Consider the following 18,588-nt stretch of genomic DNA (forward strand, 5'->3'; position numbering starts at 1 on the left):
TCAGGCTCGCAATCGGGGAGGCTCGCTGATGGTAGCGGAAACGCCACCGGCATTGGAGCCGTCGCTGGCCATCAGTTCGCGGCATGCCGCGAGCAGGTCGCTCGCCTCTTCGGCAGGGGCGTGATGCATGATGTGGCGGTCGGGGCGGACCGCGACCAGCGTGCCCTTGGCCGCAAGCGGCAGGAGGCTGTGGTTCAGGTCCTCCACTGTCGTCGAGTTGCCTGTCGGGCGCTGGCCGCATGGCACCACCTGGAGGAAGCTGCCCCCGATGCTCAGCCAGGACGACACCTGGGTGGGGGAGAGCTGGGCCATCGGGTCGATGCCGAAGCCCACCAGGGCGAGGCTGTCTCCCAGTGCGTCGTCGCTCAGGTGAATCCGGCCCTGCGCATCGCGAACCCAGGCCTGGGGGAACAGGCCGCCGCGAACCAGCCGGTCGCCGCGGCGATGGCGTCTGAACAGGCCCTGCCTGAAGATGTTTTTCGGCTTGATCTCCAGATCCTCGAAGTACCTTCGGGTGGCCGGCGTCAGTCCGAGCAGGCGCATCAATCCATGGGTCAGGAGGGCTGCCGGCTTGCTTCTGGGCATGACCAGGCGGCCCATGAGCTTGGCCATGTCGATCATCGCCTTGGCATGGGGCCGACGCTCCTGGTCGTAGCTGCCCAGTACCGACGCGCTGGCCTGGCCGCGCAGCACCCAGGCGAGTTTCCAGGCGAGGTTGGCGACATCGCGGAGACCGGCGACCAGGCCCTGGCCAACGAAGGGGGGCGTGATGTGGGCGGCATCACCCACGAGGAAGACGCGCCCCTTGCTGAAGCTGTTGCAGCAGCGGGCGTGGAATCGATAGACCGCCTTGCGTTCGACCTGCAGTTCTCGCGGGTCGACCCAGGGGCCGATCAGGCGCGCGATGTTCTCCGGGTTCTCCATTTCTTCCCGGGTCTCACCCGGCTGCAGCATGAACTCCCAGCGCTCCCTGCCGCCCGGTGCCGGCATATGCGGCACGGGACGCCGTGGGTCGCAGATGAATTCGACATGATCGATGGCCGACGCGTGCCGATTGCCGGCGTCGACGATCAGCCAGTCCTCGGCATAGGTCTCGCCTGCGAAGTCCTGGTCGATCAGGCTTCTGACCCTGGAGCTGGCGCCATCGGCACCGACGAGATAACGGGCGCGGATGAAGTGCGCCTGGCCTTGTTCGTCCCGCACGCAGGCGACGACGCCGTCCGGCTGTTCCGACAGTCGTTCCAGTTCGTAGCCACCCAGGCTGGTGACGGAATCGAGCTGGGCGACCTTGTCGCGCATCGCGTGCTCGAGGTCGGGTTGGTAGAAGGTCACCAGCTTCGGGTGGCCATCGATGCAGCCTGCGGTGTTGGCCCGGCCGAACTGACCGAGCAGCGGCGAGTGCATCCGTACTTCGGAAATCACGATCTTCTCGAAGGCGTCTTCCGCCAGTCCGGCGAGTTGCAGGATGCGCAGCGCCTCGTTGTCCAGGGCGATCGCGCGGGGCATCTGCATGACCTCCCGGGTCTTGTCCAGCACCAGTGTCCTGACGCCATGGCGTCCCAGCAGCGCGGCGAGCGTCGCCCCGGCAGGACCGTTGCCTATTACCAGTACATCGACCGTTTCCGGAAGCAGTTCGGAGGTTTGCTTGTTGTTCATACCGAGCCCTTGTTGTGATTGAAATCGTGAGACGCGAGGTCCCATCGTCAGGCGCGATCAGGTTAGTTAAAAATGAGACTAGTATCAATATTGGAGTTTGTGTCACTATTTTGGAGCCGTCGGTTGCCGGCATCCGGCGTTGTCCTGGGCGGGCGTCGCGCCCAGCGCGGCCGTGTCGCGTGAGCGACGCAATGGCGCCCTGCGGCGGGCTGCGTCGATGGAGTCGAAGACGCACCGATGAAAGATCTTCCGAGCCAATAGGTATCGAACGTGGCGCGTCTGCAGCCCAATCCCGATCCCCTGCGGATCCGTTTCGCCGATTTCGAACTCGACGAGGCCAATGCCTGCCTGACCCGGCAGGGACAGGCCGTGGCGCTCACGCCCACGCCCTTCGCACTCTTGTGCGCGCTTGCCCGTGAACCGGGCACGCTGCTGAGAAAGGATGCCTTGCTGGATGCGGTGTGGGGACACAGGTTCGTCAGCGAGTCGGTCCTGAGGAAATAGGGGACCTTGGCCTCAAACGGTCAGCGCAACAGCTTTTGATTCAGCTACTGATAAAGAGGTGTTGCACTAACTGGTTGAATCCGCCACAGATTTATTTTCCGTACTCTAAACGTCTGCTTCTGGCCGATTTAGGCCATCCGCGAGCGGCCGCAATGGGGCGGATAGCGACGGTCATACCTCGACCGTCGCTGTGCGTCGTCAGACCTCCGTCTGCTCCGCCATCTCCAATGCGTCATCGACCTCAATGCCTAGGTATCGCACCGTGCTCTCAAGCTTCGTATGGCCGAGCAGGAGCTGAACTTCTCTCAGGTTCTTTGTCCTGCGATAGATCAGCGATGCCTTCGTACGTCTCATCGTTGTGGGTGCCATACATGGCTGGATCAAGGCCAATAGCTTTACCCATGCTTTGACGATTCGGGCGTATTGCCGGGTGGAGAGATGCATTGAGGCATGTATCCGGCTTGGAAAAAGGCAATCCTCGCTATGGAGATGGGCTTGATGTATCCAGGCCTCCAGAGCCACCCGCGTTTGCTCTGTAATCTCAAACTGCACTGGTCGCTGGGTTTCTGCTGCATCACGATTGCTCGCGATGACACATGATCCCCGTGGGCAACATCGCGTACGCGAAGCTTGGTCAGATCGCAGGCTCGTAGCTTGCTGTCGATGGCCAGATCAAAGAGAGCCAAATCCCGGGTTTCCTCCGCGATTTGGAGCCTTACCCGAATGGCCCAGATATCTTTGAGTCGGAGCGGGGCTTTCTGCCCGACCAATTTTCCCTTGTTCCAAGGTTGATGGCCGTAGGTCGTAATGGCGTTCATGGATTGTCCTCCACGTGAGGGAGGACAAGGATGGTCAGCCCGATCCAGGGGCGCTAACCGACCCATAGCGGCCGTTCACAAAAGGCCGCTATCGGCCAACCAGGCGTAGCGTCGCGCGAACAGGCAAATGCGCATGCTTTCGCGAGTCAGTGCCTGCACGACGCCGAAGCCAGGTCCGGAGCAGCCTCCCCGGATCAGGGGCAGCCGTTCTCGAACAGGCGTTGTACGGAGTGGGGCATTCAGTGGTCATCCGCGCCGACGGTCCCTGGACCGCCAGCGCGGTGGCGTCAAGCGCTGAGTACGCGGCAGGCATGTTCCGGAATGGTCACCGACACGGCCTGACCTACACGCAGACCAATGTCCTGGCAGGGCGTGCTGAGGGCGGTCAGGGAGACGCCGGAACACTCGACAGTGGTCTCGATGGTCGCGCCGATGTCGCGGATGAAGGTCACGGTAGCGTCCAGGCGATTGGCCGCCGGTGCCTGTGCCGTCGACAGTTGCAGGTCCTCCGGGCGCACCAGCATGCGCACGCTGGCGCCCGGTTGGATGCTGGGGCAATGGGCGGCATGCAGTGCCGCGCCGCCCGGCAATTCGACCCGGCCATGGCCCAGCACGGTCGCCGGGAAGATATTGCCCGAGCCGATGAAGTCGGCGACGAAGGCGTTGGCCGGATTGCGGTAGATCTCGATCGGCGTGCCGACCTGCTGGATGCGGTGCTCGCCCAGCACCACCACGACATCGGCCATGGTCATGGCCTCGCGCTGGTCGTGGGTGACCATGATGGTGGTGATATTCAGGCGCTGCTGCAGCTGGCGGATCTCCACCTGCATCGACTCGCGCAGCTTGGCATCGAGGGCCGACAGCGGCTCGTCGAGCAGCAGCAGTTTGGGGTGCGCGGCGATGGCGCGGGCGATGGCCACGCGCTGGCGCTGGCCGCCGGACAGCTTGGCCACCGGCCGGTCGACCATCTGCTGCAACTGGATCATCTGCAGCAGCTCGACGACGCGCGCCTGCTGCTCGGCCTTGCCGACACCGCGCAGCTTCAGCGGATAGGCGATGTTCTCGCCGACGGTCATGTGCGGGAACAGCGCCAGCGACTGGAACACCATGCCGAAGTTGCGCTGGTGCGCCGGGACGTGGCTGATGTCTTCGCCGTCCAGCAGGATCTCGCCGCCGCTGAGGCTTTCCAGGCCGGCGATCATCCGCAGCAGCGTGGTCTTGCCGCAGCCTGAGGGGCCGAGGAAGCAGACCAGCTTGCCCTGCGGCAGGTGCAGGTTAACGTCCTTCACGGCGCAGGCGGTGCCGTAGTGCTTCTCGACGTTTTGCAGATTCAATCCATTCATTTTTTCACCTCGAATCAGAACGACACGCCACCTTCGCCAACCAGCTTCTCCAGCGCCCAGATGAGGACGAAGTCGATCAGCACGATCAGCACGGCGAACGAGAAAACGGTGGGGTCGAGCGAGGACACGGTGCGGCTGTACATCCAGATCGGCACGGTCATCACGTCGATGTTGTAGAGGAAGTAGGTCACGGTGAATTCGTTGAACGAGACGATGAAGGCCAGCAGCATCCCGGCGAGGATGCCCGAGCGCATCAGCGGCACGACCACGTCGACGATGGCGCGCAGTGGCGGGGCGCCGAGCATCTGCGCGGCTTCCTCGACCTCACTGCCGATGGCGACCATGGCCGCCGTGCAGTTCTTCACCACGAAGGGCAGGGCGAGGATCACGTGGGCGATGACCAGGCGCGAGGTGTCCAGGTGCAGCGGCAGGCTGTCGAACACCAGCAGCAGCGCCAGGCCCAGCACCACCATGGGGAACACCAACGGCAGCGACATCAATTGCAGGGCGACGGCCTTGCCACGGAACTCGCAGCGGGTCAGTGCGTAGGCCGCGGGGACGGCGACCAGGGTGGCGAGGACCATCGTCAGGCAGGACACCAGCAGACTGGTGGTGAGCGCCTTGCCGAGGCTGAGCACGTCGCTGGCGTCGGGCGAGACGAAGGTGTGCCAGGCGGCCTGATACCACTGCAGGCTGTAGCTGCTGGGCGGGAAGTCGAGGTTCGCCGCGCCGCTGAAGGACATCACGATCATGGTCAGGATCGGCAGCACGGCGAGCAGCAGGATGATGCCGGAGAGCACCAGGGCGAAGCGGCCGGTGTCGCCCGGCAGGGTGGGTTGGCGACGGGACAGGTTGCTCATTGCGAGGCCTCCAGGATGCGTCGGCGACGGCCGGTGACGACTTCCGACAGGGTCATGATCGCCAGGGTGGTGACGATCAGCACCACGCCGGCGGCGGAGGCGGCCGGCCAGTTCATCAGCGGGGCGATCTGGTCGTGGACCATCACCGCGAGCATCGGCACGCGCCGCCCGCCCAGCAGCAGCGGAACCACGAAGCTGCTGGCGTTGTAGGCGAACACCAGGGTGGCGCCGGTGAGGATGCCCGGCAGGCTCATCGGCAGCACCACCTGGCGGAACACCTGGAAACGGCTGGCGCCGAGGGTCGCGGCTGCCTCCTCGTAGCTGCGCGAAATGCCGCGCATGGCGCTGGCAATGGGCAGCACGGCGAGCGGGAAAGCGGTCTGCACCAGCCCCATGAGCACGCCATTCTGGTTGTACAGCAGCATCACCGGACGCTTGATCAGACCCAGGGCCAGCAAGGCTTTGTTGAGCATGCCCGCCGGGCCGAGGATCACCAGCCAGCCGTAGCTCTGCAGCAGCAGGTTGACCAGCAGCGGCAACAGCACGGCGGCGAGGAAGATCCGCCGCAGCAGGGCCGATTGCAGGCGCGACATGCTGTAGCCGACCGGGATCGCCAGCAGCACGGCAATCAACGCACTGACGAAGGCGAGGCGCAACGTCAGCAGCAGGGATTTGAGGTAGTAGGGCTGCAGCAGCTGGGCATAGCTGGCCAGGCTGAAGCCGCTCCATTCGGCGCCTTTCTCGCCGACGCTCATGCGTACCACCAGCAGGCTGGCGGCGATCAGCACGATGAGGAAGCACAGGGACGGCGTGAGGAACAGCCAGGCACGCGCCGTCGGTGAAAATGCCCGGGCCGGGCGCAGGGGCGCCACGCCGACCGGGCGGGTCGGATTGCTCGATTGCATAGTGCGTCTCTCGTCAGAACGGAGAATGTCCGCATCGAGCGCAGGTGGTTCCGGCCACTTGCGCGCGATGATTCATGGCCGCCGTGGCGGCCATGGCTGCATCAGGAAGAGAAGATTTCCGTGTAGCGGCGGATCCACTGTTCGTGGACGGTGGAGAGGAAGGCGTTGTCGTGCATGATCGCCTTCTCTGCGATCTGCTCGGGGGTGAGGATGTAGGGGCTCTTGCGCGCTTCGGCGGAAATGATCGCCTTGGCGTTGACCGGGCCGTTGAAGATGTCCTCGGCCATCTTGCCCTGCACGTAGGGGTCGAGGGAGTGGTCGATGAAGGCGTGGGCCAGGTCGCTGTCGCCCGGACGGTTCTTCGGCAGCACCGAGAGCATCAGGTCGGTGTAGAAGCCTTCCTTCATGCCGAAGGTGGCGCCCAGGCCGTAGTTGGGGTCGCGGATCTGCTTGGGGAAGAACGCCGGCGCGTAGAGACCGCCGATATCCAGCGAGCCGGTGCGGAACAGCTCGGCGACCTGGTTGGGGTTTTCGCCCAGGGTCATGACGCGGTCCTTGAGCTCTTCGAGCTTCTTGAAACCGGGTTCGATGTTGTGCTCGTCGCCGCCGGCCAGCTTGGCGGCGATGATGATCAGGTCCATGGCCTCGGTCCAGTTCGGCGGCGGCAGGAACAGGCGTCCGGCGTAGTTCTCATCCCACAGGGCCGCGTAGCTGTCCGGCACGTCCTTCACCGTGCGCGTGCTGTACACCAGGCTGTTGCACCACAGCAGGTAGCCGATGCCGTGGCCGTCGGCGCCGGTCTGGTATTTGGCTGGAACGTCCTTGAGGTTGGGGATGCGGTTGAGGTCGGGTTTTTCCAGCAGCCCGGCGCTGGCCAGGCCCTCGGCGCCGACGCCGGCCAGGGTGATGACGTCGTACTGCGGGCGGTCGCCGCCGGCCTTGAGCTTGGCGACCATCTCCGAGGTGCTGCCGGTACGGTCGGCGATGACCTTGGCGCCGGTCTTGGCCTCGAAGGTCGCGGCGATGTTGCGCAGCGCCGCAAGGCCGGTGTCGTCGGACCAGGTGAGCAGGCGCAGGGTCTTGCCCTGGAAGCGGTTATCGCTGGCGCTGGCCCGGATGAAAGGCATGGACAGGGCAGCCGCAGCCACCGAGGCAGCGCCTACCGTTTTGATGAATTGCCTTCTGCTGAAATCACGCTCGCCCATCGGGGACTCCTTTGCTCTTATCGCTTTTGTTTAGGAAGGTCGCGGGTGTGCGGCGGGAGGTCGGGGCTGTCGCCCCCCCCGCCTGCCGGATACGTCTGGCGGTCCCGGAATCCGGGGGCGCAAGCTGTTCGGCGGGGTCATCCTGCGACCTCGGCGTGGCGCCAACAATCGAAAAAATGTCATCGAAGCCATGTTCTGCATGCATGGCTGGCGTGCGCCCATGCGCGGACCGCAGACCTTCCCTGAAAGGCCCGCAACAGAGCGGTTCAACGAAAAAAGACGCGCCGTGAAGCCGGCGCGTGGCGGGGAAAGTTCCCCGGAAAGATCCCTGCCGCCCGGGTGCGGCAGGGAGAGGGACGTGTCAGCCCTGGCTGCTCATCCAGGTCGCCTGGTCGATCTCGATCAGGGTCGGCAGCGAGCTGGCGCTGGCTTCGCGCAACGCGGCGCGCAGTGCCGCTTCGTCGCTCGCACGATGCGCCTTGCAACCCAGTGCCTTGGCCGCGCCGACGAAGTCGGGGGTGTAGATGTCGACGCCGACCGGCTCGATGTCGCGGTTGACCATGTAGCGCTTGATTTCCTCGTAGCCGTGGTTGTTCCACAGCAGGACGATCAGCGGGACGTGCGCTTCCACCGCGCTGGCCAGTTCCGGCAAGGTGAACTGCAGCCCGCCGTCGCCGATCAGGCACAGCACCGGGCGTCGCGTGGCGTCACCCAGCCAGGCACCGATGGCGGCCGGCAATGCATAGCCGAGGGTGCCGTAGCCGGTCGAGGAGTTGAACCAACGTCGCGGCTTTTCAAGGTCCAGGGTCAGGTTGCCGGTGTACACCGGTTGGGTCGAATCGCCGACCAGTACCGCTTCGGGCAGCTCCTCCAGCGCAACATGCAGGAAGCGGGTCTGGCCGCGCAGGTTGTCATCCAGAGTGGCCAATACCCCTTCACGCACTCTGGCGGCGCGGCCGCTGCCCCAGTGCGTCGTATCGACGACCAGGCTCTGGCCTTCCAGGGCTCCCAGCAGGGCTTCCAGAGCCAGCCCGGCATCGGCCACCAGCGCGGCTCGCGGCGGATAGTTGCGTACCGTCTGATCCGGGTCGATATCGATGCGCAGCAGGGCGCCCGGAATCTTGAAGCCGCCGGCGAAGGTCACGTCGTAATCGGTTTCGCCCAGCTCTGTGCCAACCGCGAGCACCACGTCGGCCTCGTTGACCAGTTCGCGGGTGGCGTCGGTGGACTGCGTCGAGCCGATCAGCAGAGGATGTTGCGCGGGCAGCAGGCCCTTGGCGTTGATCGTCAGCGCCACCGGCGCGTGCAGTCGTTCAGCCAGGCGCTGGAGGGCCGGGCCTGTATCGACGGCGCCGCCGCCGGCGAGGATCAGCGGGCGCCGTGCGCCTGCGAGCAGGTCGGCCATTTCGGCCACAGCCTCGGGCGCTGCGCCAGCGCGGGCTACCTTGACCGGCTGGCTCGACAGCAGCGCGTCGGCATTTTCCACCAGCACGTCGAGGGGAATCTCGATATGCACCGGACGCGGTCGGCCGGCCTGGAACAGGGCAAAGGCGCGGGCCAGCACCGCCGGCAGTTCGGCGGCTGACATCAGCGTGTGGGAGAAGGCGCTGCAACCGGCGACCAGGCCACTCTGCGACGGCAGCTCGTGCAGCTTGCCGCGCCCGCCGCCGAGCTGGCTGCGCGCCTGCACGCTGGAGATCACCAGCATGGGAATGGAGTCCGCGTAGGCCTGGGCCATGGCCGTGGCGATATTGGTCATGCCCGGGCCGGTGATGATGAAGCACACGCCGGGCTTTCCACTGGTGCGCGCATAGCCGTCGGCCATGAAGCCGGCGCCCTGTTCGTGGCGCGGCGTGACGTGGCGGATCTTCGAGCGGGCGAGCCCGCGATAGAGTTCCACGGTATGCACGCCGGGGATGCCGAACACCTGCTCGACACCGTAGCCTTCGAGCAATTTCACCAGTACTTCGCCGCATGTGGCCATGGACTTCATCCTTATTGTTGGTCGTCGGTCTGGCGCGCCATCCCGGTGTATCCGCCAGGGAAACCGGGGCCGAGCATGTACGGGCGAGGTGCGCGCTGGGAGACGGCATTGGACCTGTCGGCCGAGGGCGCTGACAAACCAAAATTTGTCATACTAGGTATGTCTTCACCTCATGCCTGAGCCACGATGAAGCGCTTACCTCCTTTGCCTGCCCTGCACACCTTTCTGGTCACCGCGCAATGCTGCAACTTCACCCGCGCGGCCGGTCTGCTGCACATCACCCAGGGGGCGGTGAGCCGGCAGATCGCCGGTCTCGAAAGCCATCTGGGCTATTCGTTGTTCCAGCGTCAGGCGCGTGGCCTGACCCTCACGCCCCAGGGCCGCGACCTGCTGCCGCGTATCCAGCAGGTGTTCGCGCTGATCGAGGAAGCAGTGGAAGAGGTTGGCGGCAAGCGTGAGGCGCTGCAGCTCAAGGCTCCCACCTGCATCATGCGTTGGCTGTTGCCGCGCCTGTTGCAATGGCAGGCAGAGCGCCCGGACGTGCCGGTGGAGCTGACCACCACCATGCAGCACTCCGTGGATTTCCGTAGCGAGGAGTTCGACGCCGCGGTGGTCTACAGCCTGCAGAAGAAAGACGGCCCGGCTTGCCACCGTCTGTTCGACGAGCAGCTGACCCCGGTTTGCGCCCCGCAGCTGCTCGACGGTCCGCTCCCCCTGGGCGCGCTGGAGGACCTGGAGCGGCACATGCTGCTGCACCCGACCCGCGACCAGCGCGACTGGGAGGCCTGGTTGTGTGCGGCCGGCACCCGGGTCAGCAACATGGGCAAGGGTCAGCACTTCGACACCCTGGACCTGGCCGTTTCGGTGGCCACGCAGGGAGCCGGCGTGGCGATGGGCGACTGGGCGCTGATCGGCGACGATCTTCGCGCCGGGCGCCTGGTCGCGCCGTTCGAGCTGAAGGTACGCACCGGTGCGGCTTACTATCTGGTTTATCCCGAACGCCGCGAGACGTCGCCGCAATTGCGCGAGCTGATCGACTGGCTGTTGTTGCAAGCGGCCGAGCCACAGGAGCAGCCGGCCGCCTGATGCCGCTTCGGTGTCAGGCGTTCTCCGCCTCGCCACCATGAAGAGCCGCGACTTAGAGAGCCTGCTCGTCGTTGCTTTCGACTGAGCGAATTTTCCACGTCATATTAGGGAAATTACTTTTGAAAAATCTGAAGTAATTATTTGCATCGCGCTATTTTTCCTATCGCACCAAGCTGCGAAAACTGCACCCACACCAAGCCGCAGAGGTCTTGGTTTACGCGGACCGGAGGGTCTGAAAATCTCCGGCCGTGCTGCTGTTCCTTACTGCCAAAGCCCGATGGCGACACGCCAGGGCACACAACAACAATCGGCGAGTACAGGCCCGCGAAGCTGCGGTCTGTCAGAGGAATATCACCATGCCCATCCTTGCGCAGTTCTCCCGTTCGACATCCTCCCCAACGTCCGCTGATTCGTTTCGCCGTCTGACGCTCTCAGCCGCCGCGCCCGCGCGCTGAACCTCCTGCCGAATGCTTCGCCGTGCCCGACGGCGCGGTTTACCCTGTCCGGAGTTCGTTCATGCGACTCGAGATCTTCCGCACCCTGTGGGGCTATACCCATGGCTGGCCGCAGGCCATCGCCGAACTGCGCGAGGCCGGCTTCGACGGCCTGGAAGCGCGCCTGCCGCTGGATCCCGCCCTTCGTGCCGAGTACGCACGGCTGCTGGCCGCGGAAGAGGTGCCCTACATCGCGACCCTGTTCACCGCCCACGACGTGCTGCCCGACCAGTCGGCCGGCCCGCAGGTGCATCTGGACGACCTGCAGCGCAAGCTGGGCTATGCCGCCGAGCTGTCGCCGCGCCTGGTCAACACCCTGGCCGGCAACGATCGTTGGTCGCTGGCTGCGCAGGTCGACTTCTTCGGCCGCGCCCTGGAGCTGGCCGCCGCGCAGGAGCTGACCTGTCTCTTCGAGATTCACCGTGCGCGCTCGCTGTACAGCCCCTGGGTGACCCTCGAGCTGATCCGCCAGGTTCCCGAGCTGCGCTTCACCACCGACATCAGCCACTGGGTGGTGGTCTGCGAGCGCCTGCTCGACGACCCCGCCGACGACCTCACGCCCTTCGTCGAGCGCGTGCAGCACATCCAGGCCCGCGTCGGCTACGACCAGGGGCCGCAAGTGCCGCACCCCGGCGCGCCGGAATACAGCAATGCACTGGCCTTCCACCAGAAGCACTGGGAAGCCGTATGGCGCGCCCAGCAGGCTCGCGGCCAGCAGATCACCACCCTGACCCCGGAATTCGGTCCGGACGGCTACTTGCATCACCTGCCTTTCACCAATGCCCCGATCGCCGATCTGTGGGCGCTGAACCGCTGGATGGCCGACGAAGAGCGTCGCCACTTCCAGCGGTTCCTCCAATCCGGATTCTGAACTGATGGAGCCATCGAACATGCAGGAGCACGCGAGCAGGGCCTTCACCTCCATTCCCATCATCGACATCGGCGGGCTGTTCAGCGCACGCCTGGAAGAGCGCCAGGCGGTGGCGGCCGAACTGGGCAAGGCGGCCCGTGAAGTGGGCTTCCTCTATATCCGCAACCACGGCCTGGATCCGAAGCTGATCGAGGGCCTGCAAGTCGCCGCGCGGGCCTACTTCGCCCAGCCGCTGGAAGCCAAGATGCGCCATTACATCGGCGTCTCGGAAAGCCACAAGGGCTTCGTCCCGGAGGGCGAGGAGGTCTACGCCAAGGGCAAGCCGGACCACAAGGAAGCCTTCGACGTCGGCTTCGAAGTGGCCGCCGAGGATCCGCTGGTGCTGGCCGGCACGCCGCTGCTGGGGCCGAACCGCTGGCCGGAAGTGCCCGGCTTCCAGCAGCAGGTGAGCGCCTACTACCAGGCGGTGTTCGCCCTCGGCCGCAAGCTGTTCGACGGCTTCGCCCTGGCCCTGGGCCTGGAGGAGGGCTACTTCGACCCGCTGGTGAGTCGGCCGCCGTCGAAGCTGCGCCTGATCCATTACCCCTTCGATGGCGAAGCGCAGGATGCACCGGGCATCGGGGCACATACCGACTACGAGTGCTTCACCATCCTGCATGCCACCCAGCCGGGCCTGGAAGTGATGAACGAGGACGGCGAGTGGATCGACGCACCGCCGGTGCCGGGTGCCTTCGTGGTGAACATCGGCGACATGCTGGAGGTGATGACCAACGGCGCCTTCGTGGCCACCGCGCACCGCGTACGCACTGTGCGCGAGGAGCGCTACTCGTTCCCGCTGTTCTACGCCTGCGACTACCACACGCAGATCCGTCCGCTGCCGCAGTTCGACAACGGCAGCCGGGAGTACGAAACCATCGCCATCGGCGAGCACATGTGGAGCCAGGCGCTGCAGACATACAGCTACCTGCGCCGCAAGGTCGCCGACGGCGAACTGGCACTGCCGGAGCGGGCGCGCAAACCGTCCAGCTTCGGCCATCTGAAAAAACAGACGCAGCCTTCCTGAGCCGCGCGCAACCCTAGACTGGAGCAATCACGATGCTGAAAACCACCCGCACCCTCCTGGCCGCAGCCGTTGTCGGCGCCACCCTGTTGTGCACACTGCAATCCGCCAGCGCCGCCCTGACTGCCACGCCGGGGCAGTTCAAGGTCGGCATGGAAATCACCTATCCGCCCTTCGAGTCCTATGACGGCGACAAGGTGGTGGGTTCCGACCCCGAGCTGGCCGAACTGCTGGCCAAGCACATGGACCTCAAGACGAGCTTCGTGAACACCAAGTTCTCCGGGCTGATCCTGGGCCTGAATGCCGGTCACTTCGACGCGGTGATCTCCGGCATGTACGTCACCCCCGAGCGTGCCACCCAGGCCATGGCGATCCCCTACGCGCAGACCGGCGCAGCCATCATGGTCCCGGCCGACAGCAAGGAGCGCCCGGCGAAGCCTGAAGACCTCTGCGGCAAGAAGATCGGCCTGGAGAAGGGCACCACCTGGGTGCCGAAATTCGAGGAGCTGTCCAAGACCTACTGCGTGCCCAACGGCAAGGGTGCCATCAGCGTGAGCGAATACCCGTCCGCGCCGGAAGTGACCCAGGCGCTGCTGTCGAAGAACGTTCAGGCTCAGGTGGAGATTTCCGGCGCCGCGCACATGATCGCCGAGCGCTCCAAGGGCCGCGTGGTGGTCAGCTCCACCGAGCTGATCTACAAGCAGACCCTGGGCATGTACGTGAAGAAGGGCAACCAGGAGCTGTACGACGCACTCAAGACCGCCTTCCAGAAGACCAAGGACAGCGGCGAATTCGCTGCCCTGCTGAAGAAGTACGCTCTCGAAGACGCTCCGGCAACCGAGTGATTCCGCTTTAACGCAACATGAAAGACGGGGCTGGCCTCGCGCCAGCCCCGTTCGCCGAGGTCTCCATGCAATTCGACTGGTCCTACTTCTTCTCCCTTTTCTCCTTGCCGGATTTCTGGAAGGCCTGCGTCACGGTGATCGAACTGAGCGCCCTGACCTGGCTGATCGGCATGGTCCTGGGCTTCCTCCTCGCCTGTGCCAAGCTCTCCGGCTCGCGCTGGCTGCGCATGCCGACGGCCTTGTACATCTGGTTCTTCCGCAGCGTGCCGCTGCTGGTGCTGGTGGTGTTCGTCTACAACCTGCCGCAACTCTTCCCGGCCAGCGGCGCGCTGCTGTCCGATCCATTCATTTCCGGCCTGCTCGCCCTGGTGCTGACCGAAGCGGCGTACATGGCCGAAATCCATCGCGGCGGCCTGATCTCCGTGGCCAAGGGCCAGAAGGAAGCCGGTCGCGCCCTGGCCATGGGCGGCATTGGCATCCAGCGCCTGATCGTCATTCCGCAGGCGTTCCGCATCTCGCTGCCGACGCTGATCAACGAGTACGTCACCGTGGTCAAGCTGACCTCGCTGGTCTCGGTGATCTCCCTCACCGAGCTGCTGCAGGTCGGCGAGCGCCTCTATGCGCAGAACTTCCTGGTGATGGAAACCCTGTCCGCGGTCGCCATCTACTACGTTCTGATCGTGACCCTGTTCGGCTGGGGCCTGCAGTACCTGGAGCACCGCCTGGACCTCAACGCCCGCAAGCCGGAAACCCTGGCCGGCGAGCGCCTGGAAAGCCTGCGCAAGAACCTCCCGGCAACCCCCGTGGCCAGCCGCGAGGCCGCCCCGGCCGGTGCACCGCCCGCGTTGCAGCTCAAGGGCATCCGCAAGAGCTATGGCACCCACGAAGTCCTCAAGGGCGTCGACCTGAGCGTCGGCAACGGCGAGGTGGTGTCGATCATCGGCCCGTCCGGCTCCGGCAAGACCTCGCTGATTCGCACCGTCAACGGCCTGGAAGGCATCGACGGCGGCGCCACCCAGCTCTTCGGCAAGCCCTACATCGAAGCCGGCAGGCCGAACCCGGCGCGCCTGCGTGAAGGCGTGCAGCACATCGGCATGGTGTTCCAGAACTTCAACCTGTTCCCGCACCGTACCATCCTCGACAACGTCACCCTGGCGCCGCGCTTCCACGGCCTGGCCGGGCGCGACATCTGCGAACAGAAGGCACTGGCGCTGCTGGACAAGGTCGGCCTGCTGGCCCATGCGCACAAGTACCCGCACCAGCTCTCCGGCGGCCAGCAACAGCGTGTGGCCATCGCCCGTGCGCTGGCCATGGCGCCGGCGATCATGCTGTTCGATGAGCCGACCTCGGCGCTGGACCCGGAACTGGTGGGCGATGTGCTCAACGTGATCCGCGATCTGGCGAAGGAAGGCATGACCATGGTGATCGTCACCCACGAGATGGACTTCGCCATGTCGATTTCCGACCGGGTAATCTTCATGGAGCACGGCCAGGTGCAGGTCGACGCCGCACCGGCGAGTATCCGCGCTGGCGAATGCGGCGAGCGGGTGATGCGCTTCATCGGCCTGGAGCGCCAGGTCGAGCAGGACGAGGCGCAGCGCCGGGAATTTCTCGCCGGCTGACATCGAATCGCCAGGCGGCTCGCGGGAGCGCCGCCAGGAAATTCTTCCCCGAAGGGGTAAGGGCCCGGCGCGGCATGCGCCGGGCCTTTCACTTATTGAAGGCTGCCGGCCACCGCGAGAGTCGGCGCGCCCGTTTGCCCGATGATGTCGATGTCCGCCCGGAATCGGAAGCCGCCGCTGCTCGAGGTCTGCTATCGATCCAGGCTGTGGAGGAGCGCCCGCTCAGTTTCGAGGCTCACCCCGCTAGGTGAAATCTGCAGAAGGTTTCCTGACCCTGGACAAACGCGGACACTGGCTACCGCCCCTCGTTACGGGCCCGGTATGGCGACCGGGGATCTTCGACCTAGGGAAGATCCTGCTCGTGTCGTAGCTTTTGCATGTCTCTATCCCAGCGATCGAGGTAAGTATCGATCATGACCAGCAACTTCTCGGGGCCAAAACTGGCTTCGTGGCCGGCATGCACCACCTCGATCGGCAAGTCGCGCAGACGTTGCAGGGAGGTGGCGTAATCGCTGATGTTGGCGCGAGGAATTGCATCGAGCAGTTCCCCGTCATACACGACGTCTCCCGAAAACAACGTTCCCGTCCGGTGCTCGAACAAGGCAATGCTGCCAGGCGAGTGGCCGGGCAGATGAAGCACCTCGAAGTGGCGGTCCCCCAGGTCGACTATGTCCCGGTCGGACAGGTATCCGGTCGGCACCGCCGGCGGCAACGTCCATAGTGCAGGATCGAATCCGGGGGCCGGCAGGGCATCGATCATGAGCCTGTCGGCATTCAGGGCGGGCATGTACATCGCCAGCCAGTGGTCATCGTCGATGACCAGACGGTTATCGCTGTCGGGTTGGATGAAGTAGGGTGCTTCGGCAGCATGGCATAGCCGGCACTCGAATTCGTGCAGGCCGCCCATGTGGTCGAGATGACTGTGGGTTGCCACTGCGCATACCGGCTTGTGGAACAGATCGCGCGCCGCCTCGCGAAGGCTGCCAACCCCCAGCCCGGTATCGATCAGCAGATCGCGATCGCGACCGGGCACATGCCAGATATTGCAGCGCAACATGGGGTGCACGTGAGGCTCCCACAGCAGGGTGATGCCGTCGGCCAGTGTTCTCCTGTCGAACCAGGAACCCGCCACCTTGAGCGCCATGAGCCTACTCCCCGCCAACCTGGGTTCTGAAGCTCGTCCACGCCGGGGTACGCTCGCGGAGCGTCCGGGCGGGCAACGGTTCCTCGCTGAACAGGCTCTGGCGGCGCTCAGCAGAGGGGAACAGCGTTTCATCGTCGCGCAGCTCCGGGACGACCCTGTCGAGCGATGTCCGATTGGCGTTGGCGTAATACAGCGAGTTGGTCATCTCGGCCATCGACTCGGCATCGGTCACGAACTCGATGAATGCCTTGGCTTCCTCCACATGGGGCGCATCCGCAGGAATCGCCAGTGTATCGATCCAGGCCAGGGTACCTTCCCTGGGAACCTGGTAGCCGATAGTGAAGGGCTTGGCCGCCGCTCTCGCCTGACCTCTGGCGACCATGGCGTCGCCGTTGTAGCTCAGGGCCAGGCACAGGTCGCCGTTCGCCAGATCATTGCTCTGCTTGCCAAATGCGATGTAGCGCAGGTTCGGCCTCAACTGTTCGAGCAGCCGCTTGGCATCTTCATAGTCGCTGGAGTGCTGGCTGTACGGGTTCTTGCCGAGGTAGTGCAGGGCGATGCTCATGACTTCCTGGGGCGAGTCGATGATGGCGATCCCGCAGTCCTTCAACTTGCTGGCGTACTCCGGCTTGAACAGCAGGTCGAAGCTGTCGAGGGGGGCGCCAGGGATGCGTTTTTCAACGGCCTCCTGGTTATACGCCAGACCAGTGGTGCCCCAGGCATAGGGCACCGCGTAGAGATTGCCGGGATCGACCCGTGCGAGTTGGCCGAGCAGCTGGGGATCGTACTGGTTTGCGGTCTTGTACCGCTGCATCTCGGTTACCTGGAGCGCCTTGGCGTGAATCAGGCGATCGAGCATGGCAACGCCCGGTATAACCACGTCGTAGCCGCTGTGTCCGGTCAGCAATTTCGCTTCCAGGACGTCCGCGCTATCGAAGCTGTCGTAGTTCACCCGGATGCCAGTCTGCTGCTCGAAGCGTGTCAGGGTCCCGGGGGCGACGTAGCCTGCCCATCCATAGACGTTGACGGTGCGTGCCGCATCGGCGGCAATGGCATTCGAGGTAGTCATCAGCATGCCTGTCGCTGCCATCGCGAGCACGGAAATGGAACGGAGGTTTTTCATCGGCAATTCACCAGCTCAGAGGTCGTGGCCGATTTTTCGCGTCAGGACAAAGATCAGACAAGCTATATGTTTTAATGAATTATCGTTTAGCAAATCTAAATGAAAGCCATGCCTATTCCAGCGCTGAACAACCTGCGTGTCTTCGAATCCGTCGCCCGTCTGGGGCATATGGGGGCGGCGGCTGCGGAGCTGCATATCACTCCGGGCGCCGTCAGCCAGCAGATCAAGAGCCTGCAATCCTCACTGGGGGTGCGACTGTTCAATCGGCAAGGGAGGCATCTGGTCCTCACGCCGGCGGGCCTGTCGCTGCACCGTTCGGTCGCCAAGGGCATGGAGGAAATCAGTGAAGGGCTCAGGCATGCCATCAGCCAGTCGCAACAGGCCTTGCCGACGACCACGCTGACCATTTCGACCGAACCGGTGTTCGGCGCGTCCTGGCTGCTGCCGCGGTTATTCGCCTTCAAAGCGGCCCACCCGCACATCCGTCTGCGCATTATCGAGGCCAGCCACGCCTCGGAGGTGGATTGGAGGAGGGCTGACGTCGCGTTGCTGTATGCGGCCCCTCCCTGGGAAGGATTGTGGTGGCGGCCCCTGCGCAATCTGCATATGTTCCCGGTGTGCAGCCCGCGGCTGCTGCAGGGGCGCAATGCGCTGCGCCAGCCCTACGATCTGGTGCATCAGCGCTTGCTGCATGAGGATGACGGCACCCTTTGGCGGCGCTGGCTGCTGGAAGCCCGTGTGCCCTATCCCGGCGACTCGGATCTGCAGATCGAAAGTTTCAGCATGGCCCTGCAGGCCGCCTGTGACGGTTATGGCGTGGCTCTTTCGGATGAGTTCAACTCGCGCCGGGATCTGGATCAGGGGCTCCTCGTCCGCCCCTTCGCCCTCGCCGTGCCTGCCGGGCTCGGCTATTTCTGCCTGTGTCCCGAGGAACAACGGCACGTGCCGGACGTGGTTCGCCTCATCGACTGGCTGATAGACAGCGCCAGCCTGGACGGTGTCCCCAGCTGACGCCCGCTGAACTTTTGCTTCTGGCCGATTACTACCTCTCGCAACGTCGACGCCTGG

17 protein-coding genes are annotated in these 18,588 nt (G+C 64.6%); 7 read left to right on the forward strand and 10 right to left on the reverse strand.

Annotated features, from left to right (window positions below):
- Entirely contained in the window at positions 1-1,656 is a 1,656-nt protein-coding gene (locus ACAW63_RS16985; RefSeq protein ID WP_371227050.1) for a bifunctional 3-(3-hydroxy-phenyl)propionate/3-hydroxycinnamic acid hydroxylase, read from the reverse strand.
- Positions 1,657-1,926: 270 nt separating this feature from the next.
- Here ACAW63_RS16985 and ACAW63_RS16990 point away from each other — a divergent pair, with 270 nt between their 5' ends.
- On the forward strand, positions 1,927-2,160 hold the full coding sequence (locus ACAW63_RS16990) for a transcriptional regulator (protein ID WP_371227052.1): 234 nt from the start codon (positions 1,927-1,929) through the stop codon (positions 2,158-2,160).
- A 198-nt stretch (positions 2,161-2,358) separates the two neighbouring features.
- Here ACAW63_RS16990 and ACAW63_RS16995 read toward each other — a convergent pair whose 3' ends face one another.
- From ACAW63_RS16995 to ACAW63_RS17025, 7 genes are all read right to left on the reverse strand, one after another.
- The gene (locus tag ACAW63_RS16995) at positions 2,359-2,664 is read right to left on the reverse strand and encodes a tyrosine-type recombinase/integrase (RefSeq protein ID WP_371234695.1); all 306 of its coding nucleotides are present in this window, start codon (positions 2,662-2,664) and stop codon (positions 2,359-2,361) included.
- Positions 2,556-2,978, reverse strand: a complete 423-nt coding sequence (locus ACAW63_RS17000) for a hypothetical protein (protein ID WP_371234828.1) — start codon at positions 2,976-2,978, stop codon at positions 2,556-2,558. Before ACAW63_RS17000 ends, ACAW63_RS16995 begins: the two co-directional genes overlap by 109 nt.
- 287 nt (positions 2,979-3,265) lie before the next feature.
- Positions 3,266-4,321, reverse strand: coding sequence for an ABC transporter ATP-binding protein (locus ACAW63_RS17005; RefSeq protein WP_371227054.1), 1,056 nt, complete (start codon positions 4,319-4,321; stop codon positions 3,266-3,268).
- A 14-nt stretch (positions 4,322-4,335) separates the two neighbouring features.
- On the reverse strand, positions 4,336-5,181 hold the full coding sequence (locus ACAW63_RS17010) for an ABC transporter permease (protein ID WP_370601419.1): 846 nt from the start codon (positions 5,179-5,181) through the stop codon (positions 4,336-4,338).
- Positions 5,178-6,086: an ABC transporter permease gene (locus ACAW63_RS17015; RefSeq protein ID WP_371227056.1), complete on the reverse strand. Its 909-nt coding sequence runs from the start codon at positions 6,084-6,086 to the stop codon at positions 5,178-5,180. The genes ACAW63_RS17010 and ACAW63_RS17015 overlap by 4 nt, the downstream gene beginning before the upstream one ends.
- Positions 6,087-6,187: 101 nt before the next feature.
- Positions 6,188-7,291: a PotD/PotF family extracellular solute-binding protein gene (locus tag ACAW63_RS17020; RefSeq protein ID WP_371227058.1), complete on the reverse strand. Its 1,104-nt coding sequence runs from the start codon at positions 7,289-7,291 to the stop codon at positions 6,188-6,190.
- Positions 7,292-7,652: 361 nt separating this feature from the next.
- On the reverse strand, positions 7,653-9,275 hold the full coding sequence (locus ACAW63_RS17025) for a 5-guanidino-2-oxopentanoate decarboxylase (RefSeq protein ID WP_371227060.1): 1,623 nt from the start codon (positions 9,273-9,275) through the stop codon (positions 7,653-7,655).
- 186 nt (positions 9,276-9,461) lie between these two features.
- Here ACAW63_RS17025 and ACAW63_RS17030 point away from each other — a divergent pair, with 186 nt between their 5' ends.
- From ACAW63_RS17030 to ACAW63_RS17050, 5 genes are all read left to right on the forward strand, one after another.
- Entirely contained in the window at positions 9,462-10,361 is a 900-nt protein-coding gene (locus ACAW63_RS17030) for a LysR substrate-binding domain-containing protein (RefSeq protein WP_371227062.1), read from the forward strand.
- A 516-nt stretch (positions 10,362-10,877) separates the two neighbouring features.
- Positions 10,878-11,726 carry a sugar phosphate isomerase/epimerase family protein gene (locus ACAW63_RS17035; protein WP_371227065.1) on the forward strand — a complete coding sequence of 283 codons (849 nt, stop codon included), beginning with the start codon at positions 10,878-10,880 and terminating at the stop codon, positions 11,724-11,726.
- Positions 11,727-11,745: 19 nt separating this feature from the next.
- Positions 11,746-12,789: an isopenicillin N synthase family dioxygenase gene (locus tag ACAW63_RS17040; RefSeq protein WP_371227067.1), complete on the forward strand. Its 1,044-nt coding sequence runs from the start codon at positions 11,746-11,748 to the stop codon at positions 12,787-12,789.
- A gap of 35 nt (positions 12,790-12,824) precedes the next feature.
- A complete protein-coding gene (locus ACAW63_RS17045) occupies positions 12,825-13,631 on the forward strand; it encodes an ABC transporter substrate-binding protein (RefSeq protein WP_370601665.1) in 807 nt (268 codons plus the stop codon).
- A gap of 65 nt (positions 13,632-13,696) precedes the next feature.
- Positions 13,697-15,253, forward strand: coding sequence for an amino acid ABC transporter permease/ATP-binding protein (locus ACAW63_RS17050; protein WP_371227069.1), 1,557 nt, complete (start codon positions 13,697-13,699; stop codon positions 15,251-15,253).
- A 343-nt stretch (positions 15,254-15,596) separates the two neighbouring features.
- Here ACAW63_RS17050 and ACAW63_RS17055 read toward each other — a convergent pair whose 3' ends face one another.
- Positions 15,597-16,397 carry an MBL fold metallo-hydrolase gene (locus ACAW63_RS17055; protein WP_371227071.1) on the reverse strand — a complete coding sequence of 267 codons (801 nt, stop codon included), beginning with the start codon at positions 16,395-16,397 and terminating at the stop codon, positions 15,597-15,599.
- A gap of 4 nt (positions 16,398-16,401) precedes the next feature.
- Positions 16,402-17,487, reverse strand: a complete 1,086-nt coding sequence (locus ACAW63_RS17060) for an extracellular solute-binding protein (RefSeq protein ID WP_371234696.1) — start codon at positions 17,485-17,487, stop codon at positions 16,402-16,404.
- Between the two features lie 132 nt (positions 17,488-17,619).
- On the opposite strand from ACAW63_RS17060, the gene ACAW63_RS17065 reads away from it, so the two are divergent.
- Positions 17,620-18,531, forward strand: a complete 912-nt coding sequence (locus ACAW63_RS17065) for a LysR substrate-binding domain-containing protein (protein ID WP_371227073.1) — start codon at positions 17,620-17,622, stop codon at positions 18,529-18,531.
- Positions 18,532-18,588: the final 57 nt, after the last annotated feature.

Source organism: Pseudomonas sp. QE6 (assembly GCF_041379005.1).
Classification (GTDB): Bacteria; Pseudomonadota; Gammaproteobacteria; order Pseudomonadales; family Pseudomonadaceae; genus Pseudomonas.